Source organism: Pseudomonas sp. PONIH3, assembly GCF_002934345.1.
GTDB classification, from domain to species: domain Bacteria; phylum Pseudomonadota; class Gammaproteobacteria; order Pseudomonadales; family Pseudomonadaceae; genus Aquipseudomonas; species Aquipseudomonas soli.
In genome coordinates, this window is sequence record NZ_CP026386.1 from 3821532 (window position 1) to 3837471 (window position 15940).

Sequence of the window (15940 nt, forward strand, 5' to 3'; positions counted from 1 at the left end):
GGAGCGGTAGCAGTGTCGCCAGGCGCAGAGAGCCTGGCGATTCTACGAGTGATTGGTAGCTATAAGCCATCACTTTGTGCGGGTATTTCTCATTCAGCTTTCCAGCCAGACATCCCGCGCCCAGTGCCAGACCGATTCCCAGCTTTCCTCGGTGACGATTTCCTCTTCACCGGACCACAGCACCACGGTGCCGTCCTCTTCGACGCAGTAGAAATCGTCTCCGTCCTGGCAGATCGGTATGAGGTCGCGGGGCACGCCGGCGTCCCAGGCATTGGCCGCCACCTCCGGCAGGTAGGTGTGGGATTGCGGGTCGGTCACGGTGACCGGCTCGAGGCTGCCGTACACCACGTCACTGACGGTCAGCAGGTATTCCTTGAACACGAAGGGGATGTTGATGAACAGCTCTTCCTCGATCTCGACCAGCTGATCCTCGTCCGGCAGTTCCAGCGGCACCGGTACCGGCTCGTTGGCTTCACGGAGTTGTTCGATCACTTCTTCCACGGTTCACATCCTCTGACCTTATGACAACGCTGCGCGTTATACCCTAGTAGGCCGCTCTGGCAAAAGCAAAAACCCCGGGACAGGCCCGGGGTTTTTTCTGCAACGTGCGACGGTTAACCGTTTTGGCGGATACCGGCCATCAGCCAAGGCTGGTTTTCGCCCTGGGCGCGAACCATGTGCCAGCTTTCGCTGAACACTTCGCCCTGGTCGAAGCGCGAAGTCTTCGACACGCCACGGAAGGTAAGGGTGGCGTCGGTCTGGTCGGCGCGGTCGTCTACGCCGTCCAGTTGCACATCGAGGTCGTCGATGTAGGTGGACTGGAAGCCTTCACCTTGTTCCGCGCGCTCACGCTTGAGGAACTCGAGCATCTGCGGGGTGACGAACTCGGCGATCTTGTCCATCTCGTTGGCGTCCCAGTGCTGCTGCAGCGACTGGAAGTGCGAACGTGCGGCGGCCAGGAAGCTGGCTTCGTTGAACCAGGCCGGGGCGTTTATCGCAGGCGCGGCAACCGGTGCGGCGGAACCGCCGAAGATCGACTGCGGGGCGGCCTGCGGCTGGGCTTCGCGCTGGTACGGGGCATGGCCGGCTGCAGCGTGTTGCGGCTGCTGCTGGCGGCGGCGCGCGGCGATGAAGCGGAAGACCAGGAAGGCGATCAGGCCCATGATCAGGAAATCGAGGATCTGCATGCCATCGAAGCCATCGCCCATGAACATGGAGGCCAGCAGGCCACCGGCGGCGAGGCCGGCCAGCGGGCCCAGCCAGCGCGAGGCGCCGCTGGCGGCAGCGGGTGCGCGGCCTGGCGCGGTCGGGGCGGCGGCAGGGGTGGTCGGGGTAGCCTGGCGGGTTTGGTGGATAGGCGCGGAGCCCGAGCTCTTGCCGCCACCGAAGCGCTTGGCGTTGGCGTCGAGGCTCAGCGTCAGGCCGACGCAGAGCGCCAGAGCGATGCTAAGAAAACGTTGCATAAGTTGGGGGTTCCCGTTTGTGTGGATTGCACGCGCGTCATGGTGCACATGAACCAGCAGACATAGCCAGCGACAACATGTTTCGAGCTTTTGCCTGATAGTCGGGAATGCAGACGGGCGTTGTCTGAAAGGTCATCGCGGGGCAAGCCCCGCGATTGGGTTCAGATGGCTTCCAGCTTGGCGTAACCAAGCATCAGCCATTTGCTGCCTTCGGAGAAGTTCACCTGCACCCGCGCCTGGGCACCGGAGCCCTCGAAGTTGAGGATCACGCCTTCGCCGAACACCGCATGCTGCACCCGCTGGCCAAGGCTGAAGGCGGTCTGCGGGATGCTGGCGTTGGCGAACAGGCTGCTCGCGGGCGTCTTCGCGCCGCCGAACGGGCGGCTGACGGTGTTCGATAGGCGCACTTCCTGCACCAGCCCGGCCGGAATCTCGCGGACGAAACGCGACACCTTGTTGTAGGTTTCGCTGCCGTACAGGCGACGGGTCTCGGCGTAGGTCATGACCAGCTGGCGCATCGCCCGGGTGATGCCCACGTAGGCCAGGCGCCTTTCTTCTTCGAGGCGGCCGGGTTCTTCGAGGCTCATCTTGTGCGGGAACAGGCCTTCCTCCATGCCCACCAGGAACACGTAGGGGAACTCCAGGCCCTTGGCGCTGTGCAGGGTCATCAGCTGGATGCTGTCCTCGTGCTCGTCGGCCTGGGTGTCGCCGGCCTCCAGCGAGGCATGGCCGAGGAACGCCGACAGTGGCGACAGGTCGGCGTCGTCGTCGCTGGTCTCGAAGTTGCGGGCCGCGCTGACCAGTTCCTCAAGGTTTTCCACCCGGGCCTGGCCTTTCTCGCCCTTTTCTTCCTGGTGGTAGATGATCAGGCCGGACTGTTCGATGACGGTCTGGGTCATCAGGTGCAGCGGCATGTCCAGCACCTTGGCGGCGAGGTTCTCGAGCAGCTCGATGAAGGCGCCCAGCGCACTGGCGGCGCGGCCCTTGAGGGCCTTGGCGGCCAGCAGCTGGCACATGGCGTCCCACATCGACAGCTGGCTGTGACGGGCGTGTTCGCGGATGGCCTCGACGGTCTTCTCGCCGATGCCGCGTGGCGGCACGTTGATCACCCGCTCCAGCGCCGCGTCGTTGCCGCGGCCTTCGAGCAGGCGCAGGTAGGCCATGGCGTTCTTGATCTCGGCGCGTTCGAAGAAGCGCTGGCCGCCATAGATGCGGTAGGGGATGCGTTCGCGCAGCAGGGCCTCTTCCAGCACCCGCGACTGGGCGTTGGAACGGTAGAGGATGGCGATCTCGTCGCGAGCGTTGCCCTGCTTGATGAGACTTTCGATGGTCTCGACCACGTAGCGCGCTTCGTCGTGCTCGTTGTACGCGGCGTAGAGCGTGAGCGGTTCGCCCTCGCCCATGTCGGTCCACAGTTCCTTGCCCAGGCGTCCGCTGTTGTTGGCGATCAGCGCGTTGGCGGCCTTGAGGATGCCGCCGGTGGAACGGTAGTTCTGCTCCAGGCGAATCAACTCGGCGTCGGGGAAGTCGGCGGTGTACTGGTGGATGTTCTCTATCTTGGCGCCGCGCCAGCCGTAGATCGACTGGTCGTCGTCACCCACCGCCATCAGGCTGTCGCCACCGGAGGCGAGCAGGCGCAGCCAGGCGTACTGCACGGCGTTGGTGTCCTGGAACTCGTCCACCAGCAGGTGGCGGAAGCGGCGCTGGTAATGCTTGAGCAGGTCCGGGTGGTCGCGCCACAGGTCGAGGGCGCGCAGCAGCAGCTCGGAGAAGTCGATGACCCCGGCGCGGTCGCAAGCCTGTTCATAGGCGACATAGATGTCGCGCATGGTGGCCAGGAACAGGTCGCCGCTGGCCTGGATATGCCGTGGGCGCAGGCCCTCGTCCTTCTGGCCGTTGATGAACCACTGGACCTGGCGTGCCGGCCATTTCTGCTCGTCCAGGCCCATTTCGCGGATCACCCGCTTGACCAGGCGTTGCTGGTCGTCGCTGTCGAGGATCTGGAAGTTCTGCGCCAGCCCTGCCTCCTGCCAGTGCGCCCGCAACAGGCGGTGGGCCAGGCCGTGGAAAGTGCCGACCCACATGCCGGCCGGGTTGATGCCCAGCAGTTGCTCGATACGCTGGCGCATTTCCGCCGCGGCCTTGTTGGTGAAGGTCACCGACAGGATCGAGTGCGGCGAGGCCTGCTCGACCTGGATCAGCCAGGCGATACGGTGCACCAGCACGCGGGTCTTGCCCGAGCCGGCGCCGGCCAGCACCAGTTGGCGCCCGACGGAGGCCGCCACGGCCTGGCGCTGGGCGTCGTTGAGGGAGTTCAGCAGGAGGGAGAGGTCGTCATTATGCATGCGGGCATTCTATGGCCGCGCGCAGGCAGGGGCAAACGCCCGCGCTGCAAATCACCGCACAGGCCATCTACCGTTCATCGGCGCTGCTGGCAGCGCCGCGTGGTTGAGCGGTCAGACCTGGACGGACGAGACATTTTCCAAATCATGACGTAGAGCAGTTTGGTCTGACGCGACGCTTGTGTATTCTCCCTGCACATTTGTGGTCAGCCATAACAAGAACTCAAAAGAATCCAGCCATATGACCCAGGATTGCATGGCGATCGGAGCATCGCCGGAGACGACACGGAGCGTTCGCAGGCAATTCGCCACCCAGCTGTCGATCGAGCGGACTCGCCTGCTGTACCAGGGCTCTCTGCTGCCCACCCTGTTCATGCTGCTCAACGGCCTGCTCAGCGCCTGGCTGCTGTGGAGCCCTGGGCGCTATCTGCTGGTTGGTGTGTGGATGGCCTGGCTGCTGGCACTGGTGGTGCTGCGGGTGATCCAGGTGGCGGCCTTCGAATCGGCGACACCGGTTCGCCAGGCCAAGCCAGCCTGGCGGAGGATGTTCCTGCTCGGTTCGGCGTTCAGCGGCCTGACCTTGGCCAGTGCGGTGATCGCCCTGGCGCCGGCGGACAACTTCGTGCAGCAGGCCTGGGTATTCGGCCTGCTCGGGGCAGCGGCGTTGTCGGCCAGTGTCGCCTACGCGGTCAGCCTGCCGGCGTTTCTCAGCTTCGCGGTGCCGTGCCTGCTGCCGCCGATCGCGTTTCTCTTCGTCTATGACGCCGGGCACCAGCGTGGCTGGGGCTGGCTGGGGCTGATCCTGCTGGTAGCGCTGATGGTGGTGGCCTGGCAGGTCAATCGCCTGATCGAGCGTGGCTTGCTGCGCCGCTTCCAGAACCAGGCGCTGATCGAGCATCTGCAGTGCGCCCAGCGCCACAGCGAGGGCCTGAACCGCAAGCTCAGCGCCGAAATCGCCCAGCGCCGTCAGGCCGAGGACGACCTGCGCCAGGCCCATGCCGGCCTTGAACAGCGCGTGGCCGAACGTAGCCATGAGCTGGACCAGGCCAACCAGGCCCTGAGCAAGAGCGAGCAGCGCCTGGCCCTGGCCCTGCAGGCCAGCGAGCTGGGGCTGTGGGACTGGAACCTGGAGACCGACGAAGTCCATCACACACAACTGCATGCCCTGTTCGGCCTCGATGCCGACCAGGTGCGTTCGGTACGCGCCGACCTCAAGCCGCGGCTGCACCCCGATGATTTGCCGGTGCTGCGGCGCACGCTGGTCGAACATCTCAAGGGGCGCACCGAGGACTACCGGGTCGAGTACCGGGTGCGTCACGCCCAAGGCCACTGGTGCTGGATCGAGGACCGTGGGCGGGCGGTGGAATCCGATGCCCAGGGCAAGGTCCTGCGCATGCTGGGCACCCGCCGTGACATCACCGCACAGAAGGAGCAGGAGGAGCAGCAGCGGCTCGCCGCGACGGTGTTCGAGGCAGCCAGCGAGGGGATCGCCATTCTCGATGCCGACTTCCAGCTGCTGGCGGTCAACCAGGCTTTCTGCGATGTCACCGGCTACGGCCGGGCCGAGTTGATCGCCCGCAACGCCCTGGAGCTACCCTGCAGCCGCGACGCCCGGCGCCACAGCCAGGCCATCGACCAGGCGCTGGACCAGCAGGGGCGCTGGCAGGGTGAGTTGGTCGAGGCGCGCAAGAGCGGCGAGCTCTATCCCCAATGGTTGCAGCTCAACAGCGTGAGCGATGTGCGGGGGCGTATCGTCAATATCGTCGGCTTCTTCACCGACCTGTCGGCGCGCCGCGAATCCGAGGAGCGCCTGCGCTATCTGGCGCACTACGATGACCTCACCGGCCTTGCCAACCGTGCGCTGTTCCGCCTGCGTCTGCACGAGGCGGCGCAACGCATGCGTCTGAATGGCCGCAGCCTGGCGCTGCTGCATGTTGACCTGGACCGCTTCAAGCTGCTCAACGAGAGCCTGGGTCATGAGCTGGCCGACCAGTTGCTGAAGAAGATGGCCCAGCGCCTGGCCAACGCGGTGCCCGAAGCCGATACCGTGGCGCGCCTATCCGGCGACGAGTTCGCGGTGCTGTTCGACGGCTATACCAACTTATCCAGCCTGGTGCGCGTCACTACCCGGTTGCTGGACAAACTGCGAGTGCCCCAGCGTGTGGGCGGGCACGAGGTGGTGATCAGCGCCTCGGTGGGTATCAGCCTGCTGTCCGATGCCAGCCTGGACCTCAATGCCCTGGTAAGCCAGGCCGACATGGCCAAGCAGCATGCCAAGCATCTGGGCGGCGACAGCTTCCAGTTCTATACCGAGAGCCTGCGTGCCAGCACCCTTGAGCGCCTGCAGCTGGAGAATCAGTTGCGCAAGGCCATAGACGAAGGCCAGCTGCTGGTCTACTACCAGCCCAAGCTGTGCCTGCGCACCGGTCAGTTGCACGCGGCCGAGGCCTTGGTACGCTGGCAGCACCCGCAATGGGGCATGGTGCCACCCAGCGAGTTCATTGGCCTGGCGGAGGAAACCGGATTGATCGCGCCCATGGGCGAGTTCGTGCTGCGCCAGGCCTGTTGGCAAGCCTGCGAGTGGTTGCGCCAGGGCCTGGAGGTGCGTGTTTCGGTCAACCTGTCGGTGTACCAGTTGCGCCAGGGCAAGCTGGTCAGCCTGGTGCGCCAGGTCCTGCAGGAGTCCGGCCTGGCGCCGCACCTGCTGGAGCTGGAACTGACCGAAAGCCAGTTGCTGGACAGTGTCGAGCACATCATCGCCACCTTCGAGCAGCTACACGCGCTGGGGGTTAAGCTGGCCATCGACGATTTCGGCACTGGCTACTCGTCACTGAGCTACCTCAAGCGCTTCCCGGTCGACTACGTAAAGATCGACCAGGCGTTCATCCGCGGGCTGCTTGAAGGCACGCAAGATGCGGCCATTACCCGGGCGATCATCGCCATGGCGCAGAGCCTGCAATTGAAGGTGGTGGCCGAAGGGGTGGAAACCCGTGAACAGTTGCAGTTCCTGCGCGAGCACGGCTGTGACGAGGTGCAGGGCTACCTGATCAGCCGGCCGGTCGATGCCGCGTCGTTCAAAGCGCTGCTAGGGCTTTCGACCGCCGACCTGTTGGGCTAGGCGTGCCAGGCCTGGCCCTGGCGCGCCAACAGGCTGTTGGCCTGTTCCGGGCCATTGCTGCCGGCGGGGTAAGGGCGCGGCGCCTGGAAGTGCTCCTCCCAGCCCTGCAGGATCGGGTCGATCCAGGCCCACGCGGCCTCGACCTCGTCGCGGCGCATGAACAGCGTCGAATCGCCTTCGAGTACATCCAGCAATAGCCGTTCGTAGGCCTCCCAGCGGCGGGTCTGGGCGAAGGCCTGGGCCAGGTTGAGGTCCAGCTCGACCGGCGCCAGGCGCATGCCTTTGCCCGGGCTCTTGGTCATCATGCGCAAGCTGATGTGCTCATCCGGTTGTAGCTGGATCAGCAGCTGGTTGACCTGGCCGCCGCTGAACAGCTCGTGCGGCACGGGCTTGAACTGGATGACGATCTGCGACGAGCGCCGCGCCATGCGCTTGCCGGTACGCAGGTAGAACGGCACGCCGGCCCAGCGCCAGTTGTCGATGTGCGCCTGGACCGCGACGAAGGTTTCGGTGTCGCTGTCGTTGTCCACGTCCTTCTCGAAATAGTAGGCCGGCACTTCCTGGCCGCCGATCTTGCCGGCGCCGTATTGGCCGCGCACGGTCTTGTCCTGGACGTCCTGGCCGGTGATGGGCTTGAGGGCGCGGAGGATCTTCACCTTCTCGTCGCGTACCGCTTCGGCCTCGAACTGCGAGGGGGGCTCCATGGCCACCAGGCAGAGCAGTTGCAGCAGGTGGTTCTGCAGCATGTCGCGGGTAGCGCCGGCACGGTCGTAGTAGGCGCCGCGGTTTTCCACGCCGAGGGTTTCACAGACGCTGATCTGCACATGGTCGACCTGGCCGTTGCGCCATACCGGCTCGAGCAAGGCGTTGGCAAAGCGCAGGGCCATGAGGTTCTGCACGGTTTCCTTGCCCAGGTAGTGGTCGATGCGAAAGACCTGGGACTCGTCGAACACCGCGCCGATCGCTTCGTTGATCGCGGTGGCCGACTCAAGCGAGTGGCCGATGGGCTTTTCCAGCACGATGCGCGCTTCGCTGTCGGCCAGGCCGGCGATGCGCAGGTGAGTGGCGATCGGCACGAACAGCTTGGGCGCGGTGGCCAGGTAGAAGATCCGCGTCAGGCCGCCGGGCTCACCCAGGTAGCGGGCCAGGCGGCCGAAGTCAGCGCTCTGCGCCGCGTCCATGGGGAAGTAGTCGAGCCGCGCCGAAAAGCGCTGCCAGACGTCTTCGTCGAAGTCCTGGCGGGCGACCTGCGCCCGGCAATGGCGCTCGGCAAGCTTGACGTAGTCGTTGCGCGGCAGGTTGCGTCGGGCCAGGGCGATAATCCGCACGGCGGTGTGCAGGCGGGATTCGCGATACAGGTGGTAGAGCGCCGGGAGCAGTTTGTGCAGGGCCAGGTCGCCCGTGCCGCCGAAGACCAGAATGTCGCAAGGAATCGTCAAACCACCACTCTCCACGTTCGATTAGCTGGGCGGGTTGGCAAGCATGTAGTATAACTACAAGAAAGCTACATCCCGGCACGCCGATCATAACCGAGTCCAGCCCGTGAATCTGTTGCAACATATCGACCAATCGCGGCACCTGCTGCGCAAATCGGAACTCAAAGTGGCCGACCATGTGCTGCTCGATCCGGCTGCCGTCATGCACAGCTCCATGGCCGATCTGGCGCACAGCGTGGGTATCAGCGAACCGACCATCGTGCGCTTCTGCCGGGCGATCGGTTGCTCGGGCTTCCAGGATCTCAAGCTCAAGCTGGCGCAAAGCCTGGCTGCCGGTGCCAGCTTCGGTCAGTTCGCCATCCATGAAGACGACTCGGTCGCTGACTACAGCCTGAAGATCTTCGACACCACCCTGCATACCTTGATGGAAGTACGCGAGCACCTCGATCCGCAAGCCTTGCAGCAGGCAGTGACGGCCATGGCCCAGGCCCAGCGCGTGGAGTTCTATGGTTTTGGTGCATCGGGCGCGGTCGCGGCGGATGCGCAGCACAAGTTCTTCCGCCTGCTGCTCAGCGCGGCGGCCTACTCCGATCCGCACATGCAGGCAATGTCGGCTGTCACGCTCAAGCCGGGCGATGTGGCGGTGTGCATTTCCCAGTCGGGGCGCTCGAAGGACCTGCTGATCACCGCCAACCTGGTGCGCGAGAGCGGTGCCAACCTGATCACCCTGTGCCCGAGCCAGACACCGCTGGCCGAGCTGTCGACGGTCAACCTGGCTATCGACGTGCATGAGGACACCGAAATCTACACGCCGCTGACCTCGCGCATCGCCCACCTGGTGGTGATCGACGTGCTGGCCATGGGCGTGGCCATGGCGCGCGGGCCGAGCCTGGTCAACCACCTCAAGAGCGTGAAGCGCAGCTTGCGCAGCCTGCGCCTGTCGCCCAAGTCGATCAAGGCGACCGACGACTGATTCGAGGCTGTGCTCGCATGGGATCGGGCTGGCCCGCGCCCATGCAGATTTCATCATTTCGTCACCAATCCACCGCCAAACCGTAAACCACCGAAGCCAGTCTGAAACTCCCCGCATCCTTTCTGGGAGACAGGCAATGGCACGTGATCACGACGGTGTGTACCAACCCAACGCCAAGGCTCGCAAGCAGCAGGAAAAGGATCAGCGCCGCATGGAGTACCGCCGCGCGATCGAATGCTACTGCGACCAGCGCCAGTTGCTGCGCGAACTGGCCGACTACCCCGACCTGCAGGACCTCACGGTGTGGCAGGTATCGGCGGCAACTTCCCCGAGAAACGCTCAACAAGCCCGCTGATCATTGCACGTTCGCTGCGGATGAACGCTTGAAACGCCAGGGCCACCGGCGATTGCCGCTTGCTCCGGGACTGCACCAGGCACCAGCTGCGGTACAACGGCAGTTCTTCCACCGGCAACTCCCTGAGCATGCCGGTGGCCAGTTCCATGTTGACCGCATGACGGGTCAGCAGGGCGATGCCCAGCCCGGCCACCACGCATTCGCGCTGGGCATCGGTGGAGGCCACCTCGAGGGTCTGGGTGAAATGCACGCGCTTGTCCTTGAAAAACTCCTCGCAGGCCTTGCGGGTGCCCGAACCCTGTTCACGGACCAGCAAGGTGTGCGGCTCGAGATCCTGCAGGCGCAGGCTGTCCGGCTTGCACAACGGGTGTTGCGGCGGTGCCACGGCGACGATCGGGTTGTTCAGGAAGGGCAGGAACTCGAGGCCCATGTCCTGGGGCACCATGGACATGATGACCAGGTCGTCGCGGTTGTCCGACAGGCGCCTGATCGCCTGGGCACGGTTGACCACCGTCAAGGTGAGGTTGACCTCCGGGTGGCGCTGCTTGAAGGCGGCGAACAGGTGTGGCACGAAGTACTTGGCGCTGGATTCGATCGCCAGTTTCAGCTGACCCTGCAGTGAGCCCTGCATGTCCGACAGCTGCATGTCGAGGTTCTCCAGGCGCCCGAAGATATCCCGGCTGGTGCGTTGCAGCGCTTCGGCGGCCTCGGTCAGGTAGAGCTTCTTGCCGACATACTCGAACAGCGGCTGGCCAACCAGCTCCTCGAGCTGGCGGATCTGTAGACTAACGGCGGGTTGCGTCAGCGCCATCTCTTCGGCCGCCCGGCTGTAGGAGCGCAAATCACACACTTCGTTGAAGACCTGCAGCTGACGTAAAGTCATACGCATCAATGACTTGCGCATTTTTTGCGGTGCTCCGGCAAAACCTTGTTACCCAACTATAAGCTTTTGCTTATGCTGCCTCTAACAAATATTGATTTTTGTTTATCGACCTTCAGCGCTAGGGTGGATATGCGACTGGCCAGCGACGTTTGGTCACGCGCCGACCGGTAGAACCGGATCGTCTGTTCCTACGGCTTTGGGAAGACTCCAGTGATAACAAAAATCCTGATCGCCAACCGGGGTGAGATTGCAGTACGGATCGTGCGTGCCTGCGCCGAGATGGGCATTCGCTCCGTGGCGATCTACTCCGACGCCGACCGCCACGCCTTGCACGTCAAGCGCGCCGACGAGGCCTACAGCATCGGTGCCGAGCCCCTGGCCGGCTACCTGAACCCGCGCAAGCTGGTGAACCTTGCTGTCGAGACCGGCTGCGATGCCTTGCATCCCGGCTACGGTTTCCTGTCGGAAAACGCCGAACTGGCGGAGATCTGCGCTGAACGCGGGATCAAGTTCATCGGCCCGGCTGCCGACGTCATTCGCCGCATGGGTGACAAGACCGAAGCGCGCCGCACCATGATCGCGGCCGGCGTGCCGGTCACCCCCGGCACCGAAGGCAACGTCGCCGATATTCATGAAGCCCTGCAGGAAGGCGACCGCATCGGTTACCCGGTGATGCTCAAGGCCACCTCCGGTGGCGGCGGGCGCGGCATTCGCCGCTGCAACAGCCGCGAGGAACTGGAACAGAACTTCCCCCGGGTAATTTCCGAGGCCACCAAGGCCTTCGGCTCGGCGGAAGTGTTCCTGGAAAAGTGCATAGTCAACCCCAAGCATATCGAGGCGCAGATTCTCGGTGACAGCTTCGGCAACGTGGTGCACCTGTTCGAGCGCGACTGCTCGATCCAGCGCCGCAACCAGAAACTCATCGAGATCGCCCCGAGCCCGCAGCTGACCCCTGAGCAGCGTGCCTACATCGGCGACCTGGCCGTGCGCGCGGCCAAGGCGGTGGACTACGAGAATGCCGGTACCGTGGAGTTCCTGCTCGCCGATGGCGAGGTGTACTTCATGGAGATGAACACCCGGGTGCAGGTGGAACACACCATCACCGAGGAAATCACCGGCATCGACATCGTTCGCGAGCAGATCCGCATCGCCTCCGGCCTGCCGCTGTCGATCAAGCAGGAAGACATTCAGCACCGCGGCTTTGCCTTGCAGTTTCGCATCAACGCCGAAGACCCGAAGAACAACTTCCTGCCCAGCTTCGGCAAGATCACCCGCTACTACGCCCCGGGCGGCCCGGGTGTGCGTACCGACACGGCGATCTACACGGGCTACACCATTCCCCCGTTCTACGACTCCATGTGCCTGAAACTGGTGGTCTGGGCGTTGACCTGGGAAGAAGCCATGGACCGCGGCCTGCGGGCCTTGGACGACATGCGCCTGCAGGGGGTCAAGACCACTGCCGCGTACTACCAGGAAATCCTGCGCAACCCGGAATTCCGTAGCGGCCAGTTCAACACCAGCTTCGTCGAAAGCCACCCTGAACTGACCAACTACTCGATCAAGCGCAAACCCGAAGAGCTGGCCCTGGCCATCGCCGCCGCCATCGCCGCCCACGCAGGCCTGTGAGGAACCGAATAATGTCCAAGAAAATCTTTGTTACCGACACGATCCTGCGCGACGCTCACCAGTCCCTGCTGGCCACCCGCATGCGCACCGAAGACATGCTGCCGATCTGCGACAAGCTCGACAAGGTCGGCTACTGGTCGCTGGAAGTCTGGGGCGGCGCCACCTTCGACGCCTGCGTGCGCTTCCTCAAGGAAGACCCGTGGGAGCGCCTGCGCAAGCTGCGTGCCGCGCTGCCCAACACCCGCCTGCAGATGCTCCTGCGCGGGCAGAACCTGCTGGGCTACCGCCATTACAGCGACGATGTGGTCAAGGCCTTCGTGGCCAAGGCCGCGGTCAACGGCATCGACGTGTTCCGCATCTTCGACGCCATGAACGATGTGCGTAACCTGCGCGTGGCCATCGAGGCGGTGAAAGCCGCCGGCAAGCACGCCCAGGGCACCATCGCCTACACCACCAGCCCGGTGCATACCGTCGATGCCTTCGTTCAGCAGGCCAAGCAGATGGAATCCATGGGTTGCGACTCGGTGGCGATCAAGGACATGGCTGGCCTGTTGACCCCGTTCGCCACCGGCGAGTTGGTCAAGGCACTGAAAGCCGAGCAGTCATTGCCGGTGTTCATCCACTCCCACGACACTGCCGGCCTGGCCGCGATGTGTCAGCTCAAGGCCGTCGAGAACGGCGTCGACCATATCGACACCGCGATCTCCAGCTTCGCCTGGGGTACCAGCCACCCGGGCACCGAGTCGATGGTCGCCGCGCTAAAGGGCAGCGAGTTCGACACCGGGCTGGACCTCGAGCTGCTGCAGGAGATCGGCCTGTACTTCTACGCCGTGCGCAAGAAGTACCACCAGTTCGAAAGCGAGTTCACCGCCGTGGATACCCGCGTGCAGGTCAACCAGGTACCGGGCGGGATGATTTCCAACCTGGCCAACCAGCTCAAGGAGCAGGGCGCGCTCAACCGCATGAACGAAGTGCTGGCAGAGATCCCGCGGGTGCGCGAAGACTTGGGATTCCCGCCGCTGGTGACCCCGACCTCGCAGATCGTCGGCACCCAGGCGTTCTTCAACGTGCTGGCCGGCGAGCGCTACAAGACCATCACCAATGAAGTGAAACTGTACCTGCAAGGCGGCTACGGCAAAGCCCCCGGTGTGGTCAACGAGCAGCTGCGGCGCCAGGCGATCGGCAGCGAGGACGTGATCGACGTGCGCCCGGCCGACCTGCTCAAGCCGGAGATGGCCAAGCTGCGCGCCGACATCGGCAGCCTCGCGCACTCCGAGGAGGACGTGCTGACCTTCGCCATGTTCCCCGACATCGGCCGCAAGTTCCTCGAGGAGCGTGAAGCCGGCACCCTCAAGCCAGAAGCCTTGCTGCCGATTCCGGAAGCTGGCGCGGTGGGGGCGGTGGGCGGTGAAGGCGTGCCGACCGAGTTCGTCATCGATGTCCACGGTGAAACCTACCGCGTCGATATCACCGGTGTCGGCGTGAAGGCCGAAGGCAAGCGCCACTTCTACCTGTCCATCGACGGCATGCCGGAAGAAGTGGTGTTCGAGCCGCTCAACGAATTCGTCGGCGGTGGCGGCAGCAAGCGCAAGCAGGCCAGCGCGCCGGGCCACGTCAGCACCAGCATGCCGGGCAACATCGTCGATGTGCTGGTCAAGGAAGGCGACGTGGTCAAGGCCGGCCAGGCGGTGCTGATCACCGAGGCGATGAAGATGGAGACCGAAGTCCAGGCAGCGATCGCCGGCAAGGTCGTGGCCATTCACGTGGCCAAGGGCGACCGGGTGACCCCAGGCGAAATCCTGATCGAGATCGAAGGCTGACAGAAGCCTTCATCTACAAGCGGTTAACCTCTGGGGAGCGGATGCTCCCCTTTTTTTGTCTGGATAAATCAGCCCACGCGGCACGCTTCCAGCGTGCGGACTTGTCCCTCAGGCTGCTGGTTTTCCTCACTCAACCAACGCTCGAACCCCGCCGCCACGGTAGGCCATTCGGTATCCTTAATCGAATACCACGTTGTATCGCGATTACGGTCCTTGACCACCATGTGGTTGCGGAACACGCCCTCGAACACAAAACCGAACCGTTCGGCCGCGCGCTTGGAGCGGGCATTGGCGTCGTTGCACTTCCATTCCAGCCGGCGATTGCCCAGCTCGAAGCCCAGTTTGCTCAAAAGGTAAACCGCCTCGGTGCCCTTGGGTGTGCGTTGCATGGCGGCGCCGAAGGCGATGTGGCCAATCTCGAAGCGGCCGTGTTCGGGGACGATCGACATGTAGCTGAGGATGCCCTGAACCTGGCCGTTGGCGCGGTCGATCACACTGTAGAACAGCGGGTCGCGGCTGGCGGCGTTGCCTTCCAGCCAGCGGTCGAAGCTGGCGCGCCCAGCAAACGGGCCGTAGGGCAGATAGTCCCATAGCGCTGGGTCCGAGCCCGGACCTTGCAGTACTTCCCAAAGGTCGTTGCCATGGCGCGCCGGGTCAAGCTTCTCCAGGCTGATGAAACGGCCTTCGATGGGCTCGGCCTTGGGCGTACCGGCGGGTTTCCAGTTCAATGCGTCGTTCATGGGCGGCCTACAGTGCTTTGCGGAATTGGATGAAGCCCGGTCGCTCGGCGACCTGCTCGTACAAGCTGATGGCGGTGGCGTTGGTCTCGTGGGTCAGCCAGTGCACCTTGATGCAGCCGGCGGCCTTGGCCGTGGCGTAGACATGCTCGATGAGCTGCCGACCGATGCCCAGGCCACGCACTTCACTGTCCACGTAGAGGTCCTGCAGGTAGCAGGAGTTCTCGATGCTCCAGTTGGAACGATGGTAGATGAAGTTGACCATCCCCACCGCCTTGCCATCGACCCAGGCCAACGCCGAGTGGGTGGGCTCGTTCGCATCGAGCAGGCGTTGCCAGGTGCTGGTGTTGACTGCGTCGGGCAGTTCGGCCTGGTAGAAGCGCAGGTAGGCCTGCCACAAGGGTAGCCAGGCGGCGTGGTCGTTGGCGCCCACCGGGCGCAGGGTGATGCTGGTCATGGGCTTTTCCTTCAGAGGTCGCGCATGTGCGCGGCGAGTTGGTTATCCACAGGGTCGGCGCTGGCGGCCAGGCCTGCGCGGACCCCGGCGATGTCTTGCGCCGAACGGTTCTGACTGAGCTTGCGTGCGCCCTGCAGGCGGGCGATCGGCAGGCGGATACCGATGATGGCGCGGAGCATGCCGTCAAGGTAGTCAGCCGGAGCATCGGCGACGCTCCACGGTGCTGCGCGGCCTTGCTCATGGCGGTCGGTCAGGCGGCTGACGATGTCCAGCAATTGCGTCGGTGCGTGGATCACCTCCACCGGGCCCCAGGCATGCACCGCCATGTAGTTCCAGGTGGGCACCACCTTGGGGTTGTCCGTCTTGCTCGGGTAGTAGCCAGGGCTGACATAGGCGTCGGCGCCGGGGAATACCAGCAAGGCCTCAGCGCCGTGTGCCAGGTCCTGCCATTGCTGGTTGGCCCGGGCGAGGTGGCCGTAGACCGTGCCGAATTCGCCCTCGCCAGTGGTGACCAGCACGGGCAGATGGGTGGCCAGCAGCCCATGCTCACCGTGGCTGACCAGCGTTGCCAGGCGGGTGTGCTGCATGTGCTGGTGCAGGCGGGCAAGGTCATGTTCCTGATGCGGTTTGCTGTTGTACATGCCGGTGTTCCTTGTGCTGTGGCTTCATGCTAGGCAGGCTATTGGCTCTGTGTAAGAGCCATTCATGACTGTTTTGATAGGTCCAATGC

General features: G+C 64.2%; 13 protein-coding genes. 5 read left to right on the top strand and 8 right to left on the bottom strand.

Annotation, left to right across the window (positions count from 1 at the left end; genetic code table 11):
* Nucleotides 1-93 precede the first annotated feature (93 nt).
* The 3 genes from C3F42_RS17655 to uvrD form a co-directional block, all read right to left on the bottom strand.
* Nucleotides 94-501, bottom strand: a complete 408-nt coding sequence (locus C3F42_RS17655; RefSeq protein ID WP_023629684.1) for an SMI1/KNR4 family protein — start codon at nt 499-501, stop codon at nt 94-96.
* A gap of 113 nt (nt 502-614) precedes the next feature.
* Complete coding sequence (locus C3F42_RS17660) at nt 615-1463, bottom strand: Tim44 domain-containing protein (protein ID WP_104444682.1); 849 nt, start codon at nt 1461-1463, stop codon at nt 615-617.
* Nucleotides 1464-1624: 161 nt separating this feature from the next.
* A complete protein-coding gene (uvrD, locus tag C3F42_RS17665) occupies nt 1625-3808 on the bottom strand; it encodes a DNA helicase II (protein WP_038707073.1) in 2184 nt (727 codons plus the stop codon).
* A gap of 253 nt (nt 3809-4061) precedes the next feature.
* Here uvrD and C3F42_RS17670 point away from each other — a divergent pair, with 253 nt between their 5' ends.
* Nucleotides 4062-6923, top strand: coding sequence for an EAL domain-containing protein (locus tag C3F42_RS17670; protein ID WP_094011058.1), 2862 nt, complete (start codon nt 4062-4064; stop codon nt 6921-6923).
* On the opposite strand, the gene zwf is transcribed toward C3F42_RS17670, so the two are convergent.
* Complete coding sequence (gene zwf / locus C3F42_RS17675; RefSeq protein ID WP_094010885.1) at nt 6920-8362, bottom strand: glucose-6-phosphate dehydrogenase; 1443 nt, start codon at nt 8360-8362, stop codon at nt 6920-6922. The genes C3F42_RS17670 and zwf overlap by 4 nt on opposite strands.
* 103 nt (nt 8363-8465) lie before the next feature.
* On the opposite strand from zwf, the gene hexR reads away from it, so the two are divergent.
* Nucleotides 8466-9332: a transcriptional regulator HexR gene (gene hexR / locus C3F42_RS17680; RefSeq protein WP_023630201.1), complete on the top strand. Its 867-nt coding sequence runs from the start codon at nt 8466-8468 to the stop codon at nt 9330-9332.
* A gap of 136 nt (nt 9333-9468) precedes the next feature.
* Nucleotides 9469-9687, top strand: a complete 219-nt coding sequence (locus C3F42_RS17685) for a PA3496 family putative envelope integrity protein (protein ID WP_081941302.1) — start codon at nt 9469-9471, stop codon at nt 9685-9687.
* On the opposite strand, the gene C3F42_RS17690 is transcribed toward C3F42_RS17685, so the two are convergent.
* Entirely contained in the window at nt 9629-10576 is a 948-nt protein-coding gene (locus tag C3F42_RS17690) for a LysR family transcriptional regulator (RefSeq protein ID WP_177410854.1), read from the bottom strand. The two genes, C3F42_RS17685 and C3F42_RS17690, sit on opposite strands and share 59 nt — an antisense overlap.
* Before the next feature lie 204 nt (nt 10577-10780).
* Between C3F42_RS17690 and C3F42_RS17695 the strand changes: the two genes are divergently transcribed.
* A complete protein-coding gene (locus tag C3F42_RS17695; protein ID WP_023630199.1) occupies nt 10781-12196 on the top strand; it encodes an acetyl-CoA carboxylase biotin carboxylase subunit in 1416 nt (471 codons plus the stop codon).
* 11 nt (nt 12197-12207) lie between these two features.
* A complete protein-coding gene (gene oadA / locus C3F42_RS17700; RefSeq protein ID WP_023630198.1) occupies nt 12208-14016 on the top strand; it encodes a sodium-extruding oxaloacetate decarboxylase subunit alpha in 1809 nt (602 codons plus the stop codon).
* A gap of 68 nt (nt 14017-14084) precedes the next feature.
* Here oadA and C3F42_RS17705 read toward each other — a convergent pair whose 3' ends face one another.
* Genes C3F42_RS17705 through C3F42_RS17715 form a run of 3 tightly spaced genes read right to left on the bottom strand, consistent with a single transcriptional unit; the run spans nt 14085 to nt 15851 of the window.
* The gene (locus tag C3F42_RS17705; RefSeq protein WP_104444684.1) at nt 14085-14756 is read right to left on the bottom strand and encodes a GNAT family N-acetyltransferase; all 672 of its coding nucleotides are present in this window, start codon (nt 14754-14756) and stop codon (nt 14085-14087) included.
* A 7-nt stretch (nt 14757-14763) separates the two neighbouring features.
* Complete coding sequence (locus C3F42_RS17710) at nt 14764-15210, bottom strand: GNAT family N-acetyltransferase (protein ID WP_023630196.1); 447 nt, start codon at nt 15208-15210, stop codon at nt 14764-14766.
* A gap of 11 nt (nt 15211-15221) precedes the next feature.
* Nucleotides 15222-15851 carry an FMN-binding negative transcriptional regulator gene (locus tag C3F42_RS17715; protein WP_104444685.1) on the bottom strand — a complete coding sequence of 210 codons (630 nt, stop codon included), beginning with the start codon at nt 15849-15851 and terminating at the stop codon, nt 15222-15224.
* Nucleotides 15852-15940: the final 89 nt, after the last annotated feature.

Coding starts and splice junctions, on each gene's coding strand:
- C3F42_RS17660 (WP_104444682.1), bottom strand. CDS start 1,463: ATGCAACGTTTTCTTAGCATCGCTCTGGCGCTCTGCGTCGGCCTGACG.
- uvrD (WP_038707073.1), bottom strand. CDS start 3,808: ATGCATAATGACGACCTCTCCCTCCTGCTGAACTCCCTCAACGACGCC.
- C3F42_RS17670 (WP_094011058.1), top strand. CDS start 4,062: ATGGCGATCGGAGCATCGCCGGAGACGACACGGAGCGTTCGCAGGCAA.
- C3F42_RS17685 (WP_081941302.1), top strand. CDS start 9,469: ATGGCACGTGATCACGACGGTGTGTACCAACCCAACGCCAAGGCTCGC.
- C3F42_RS17690 (WP_177410854.1), bottom strand. CDS start 10,576: ATGCGTATGACTTTACGTCAGCTGCAGGTCTTCAACGAAGTGTGTGAT.
- oadA (WP_023630198.1), top strand. CDS start 12,208: ATGTCCAAGAAAATCTTTGTTACCGACACGATCCTGCGCGACGCTCAC.
- C3F42_RS17705 (WP_104444684.1), bottom strand. CDS start 14,756: ATGAACGACGCATTGAACTGGAAACCCGCCGGTACGCCCAAGGCCGAG.
- C3F42_RS17710 (WP_023630196.1), bottom strand. CDS start 15,210: ATGACCAGCATCACCCTGCGCCCGGTGGGCGCCAACGACCACGCCGCC.
- C3F42_RS17715 (WP_104444685.1), bottom strand. CDS start 15,851: ATGTACAACAGCAAACCGCATCAGGAACATGACCTTGCCCGCCTGCAC.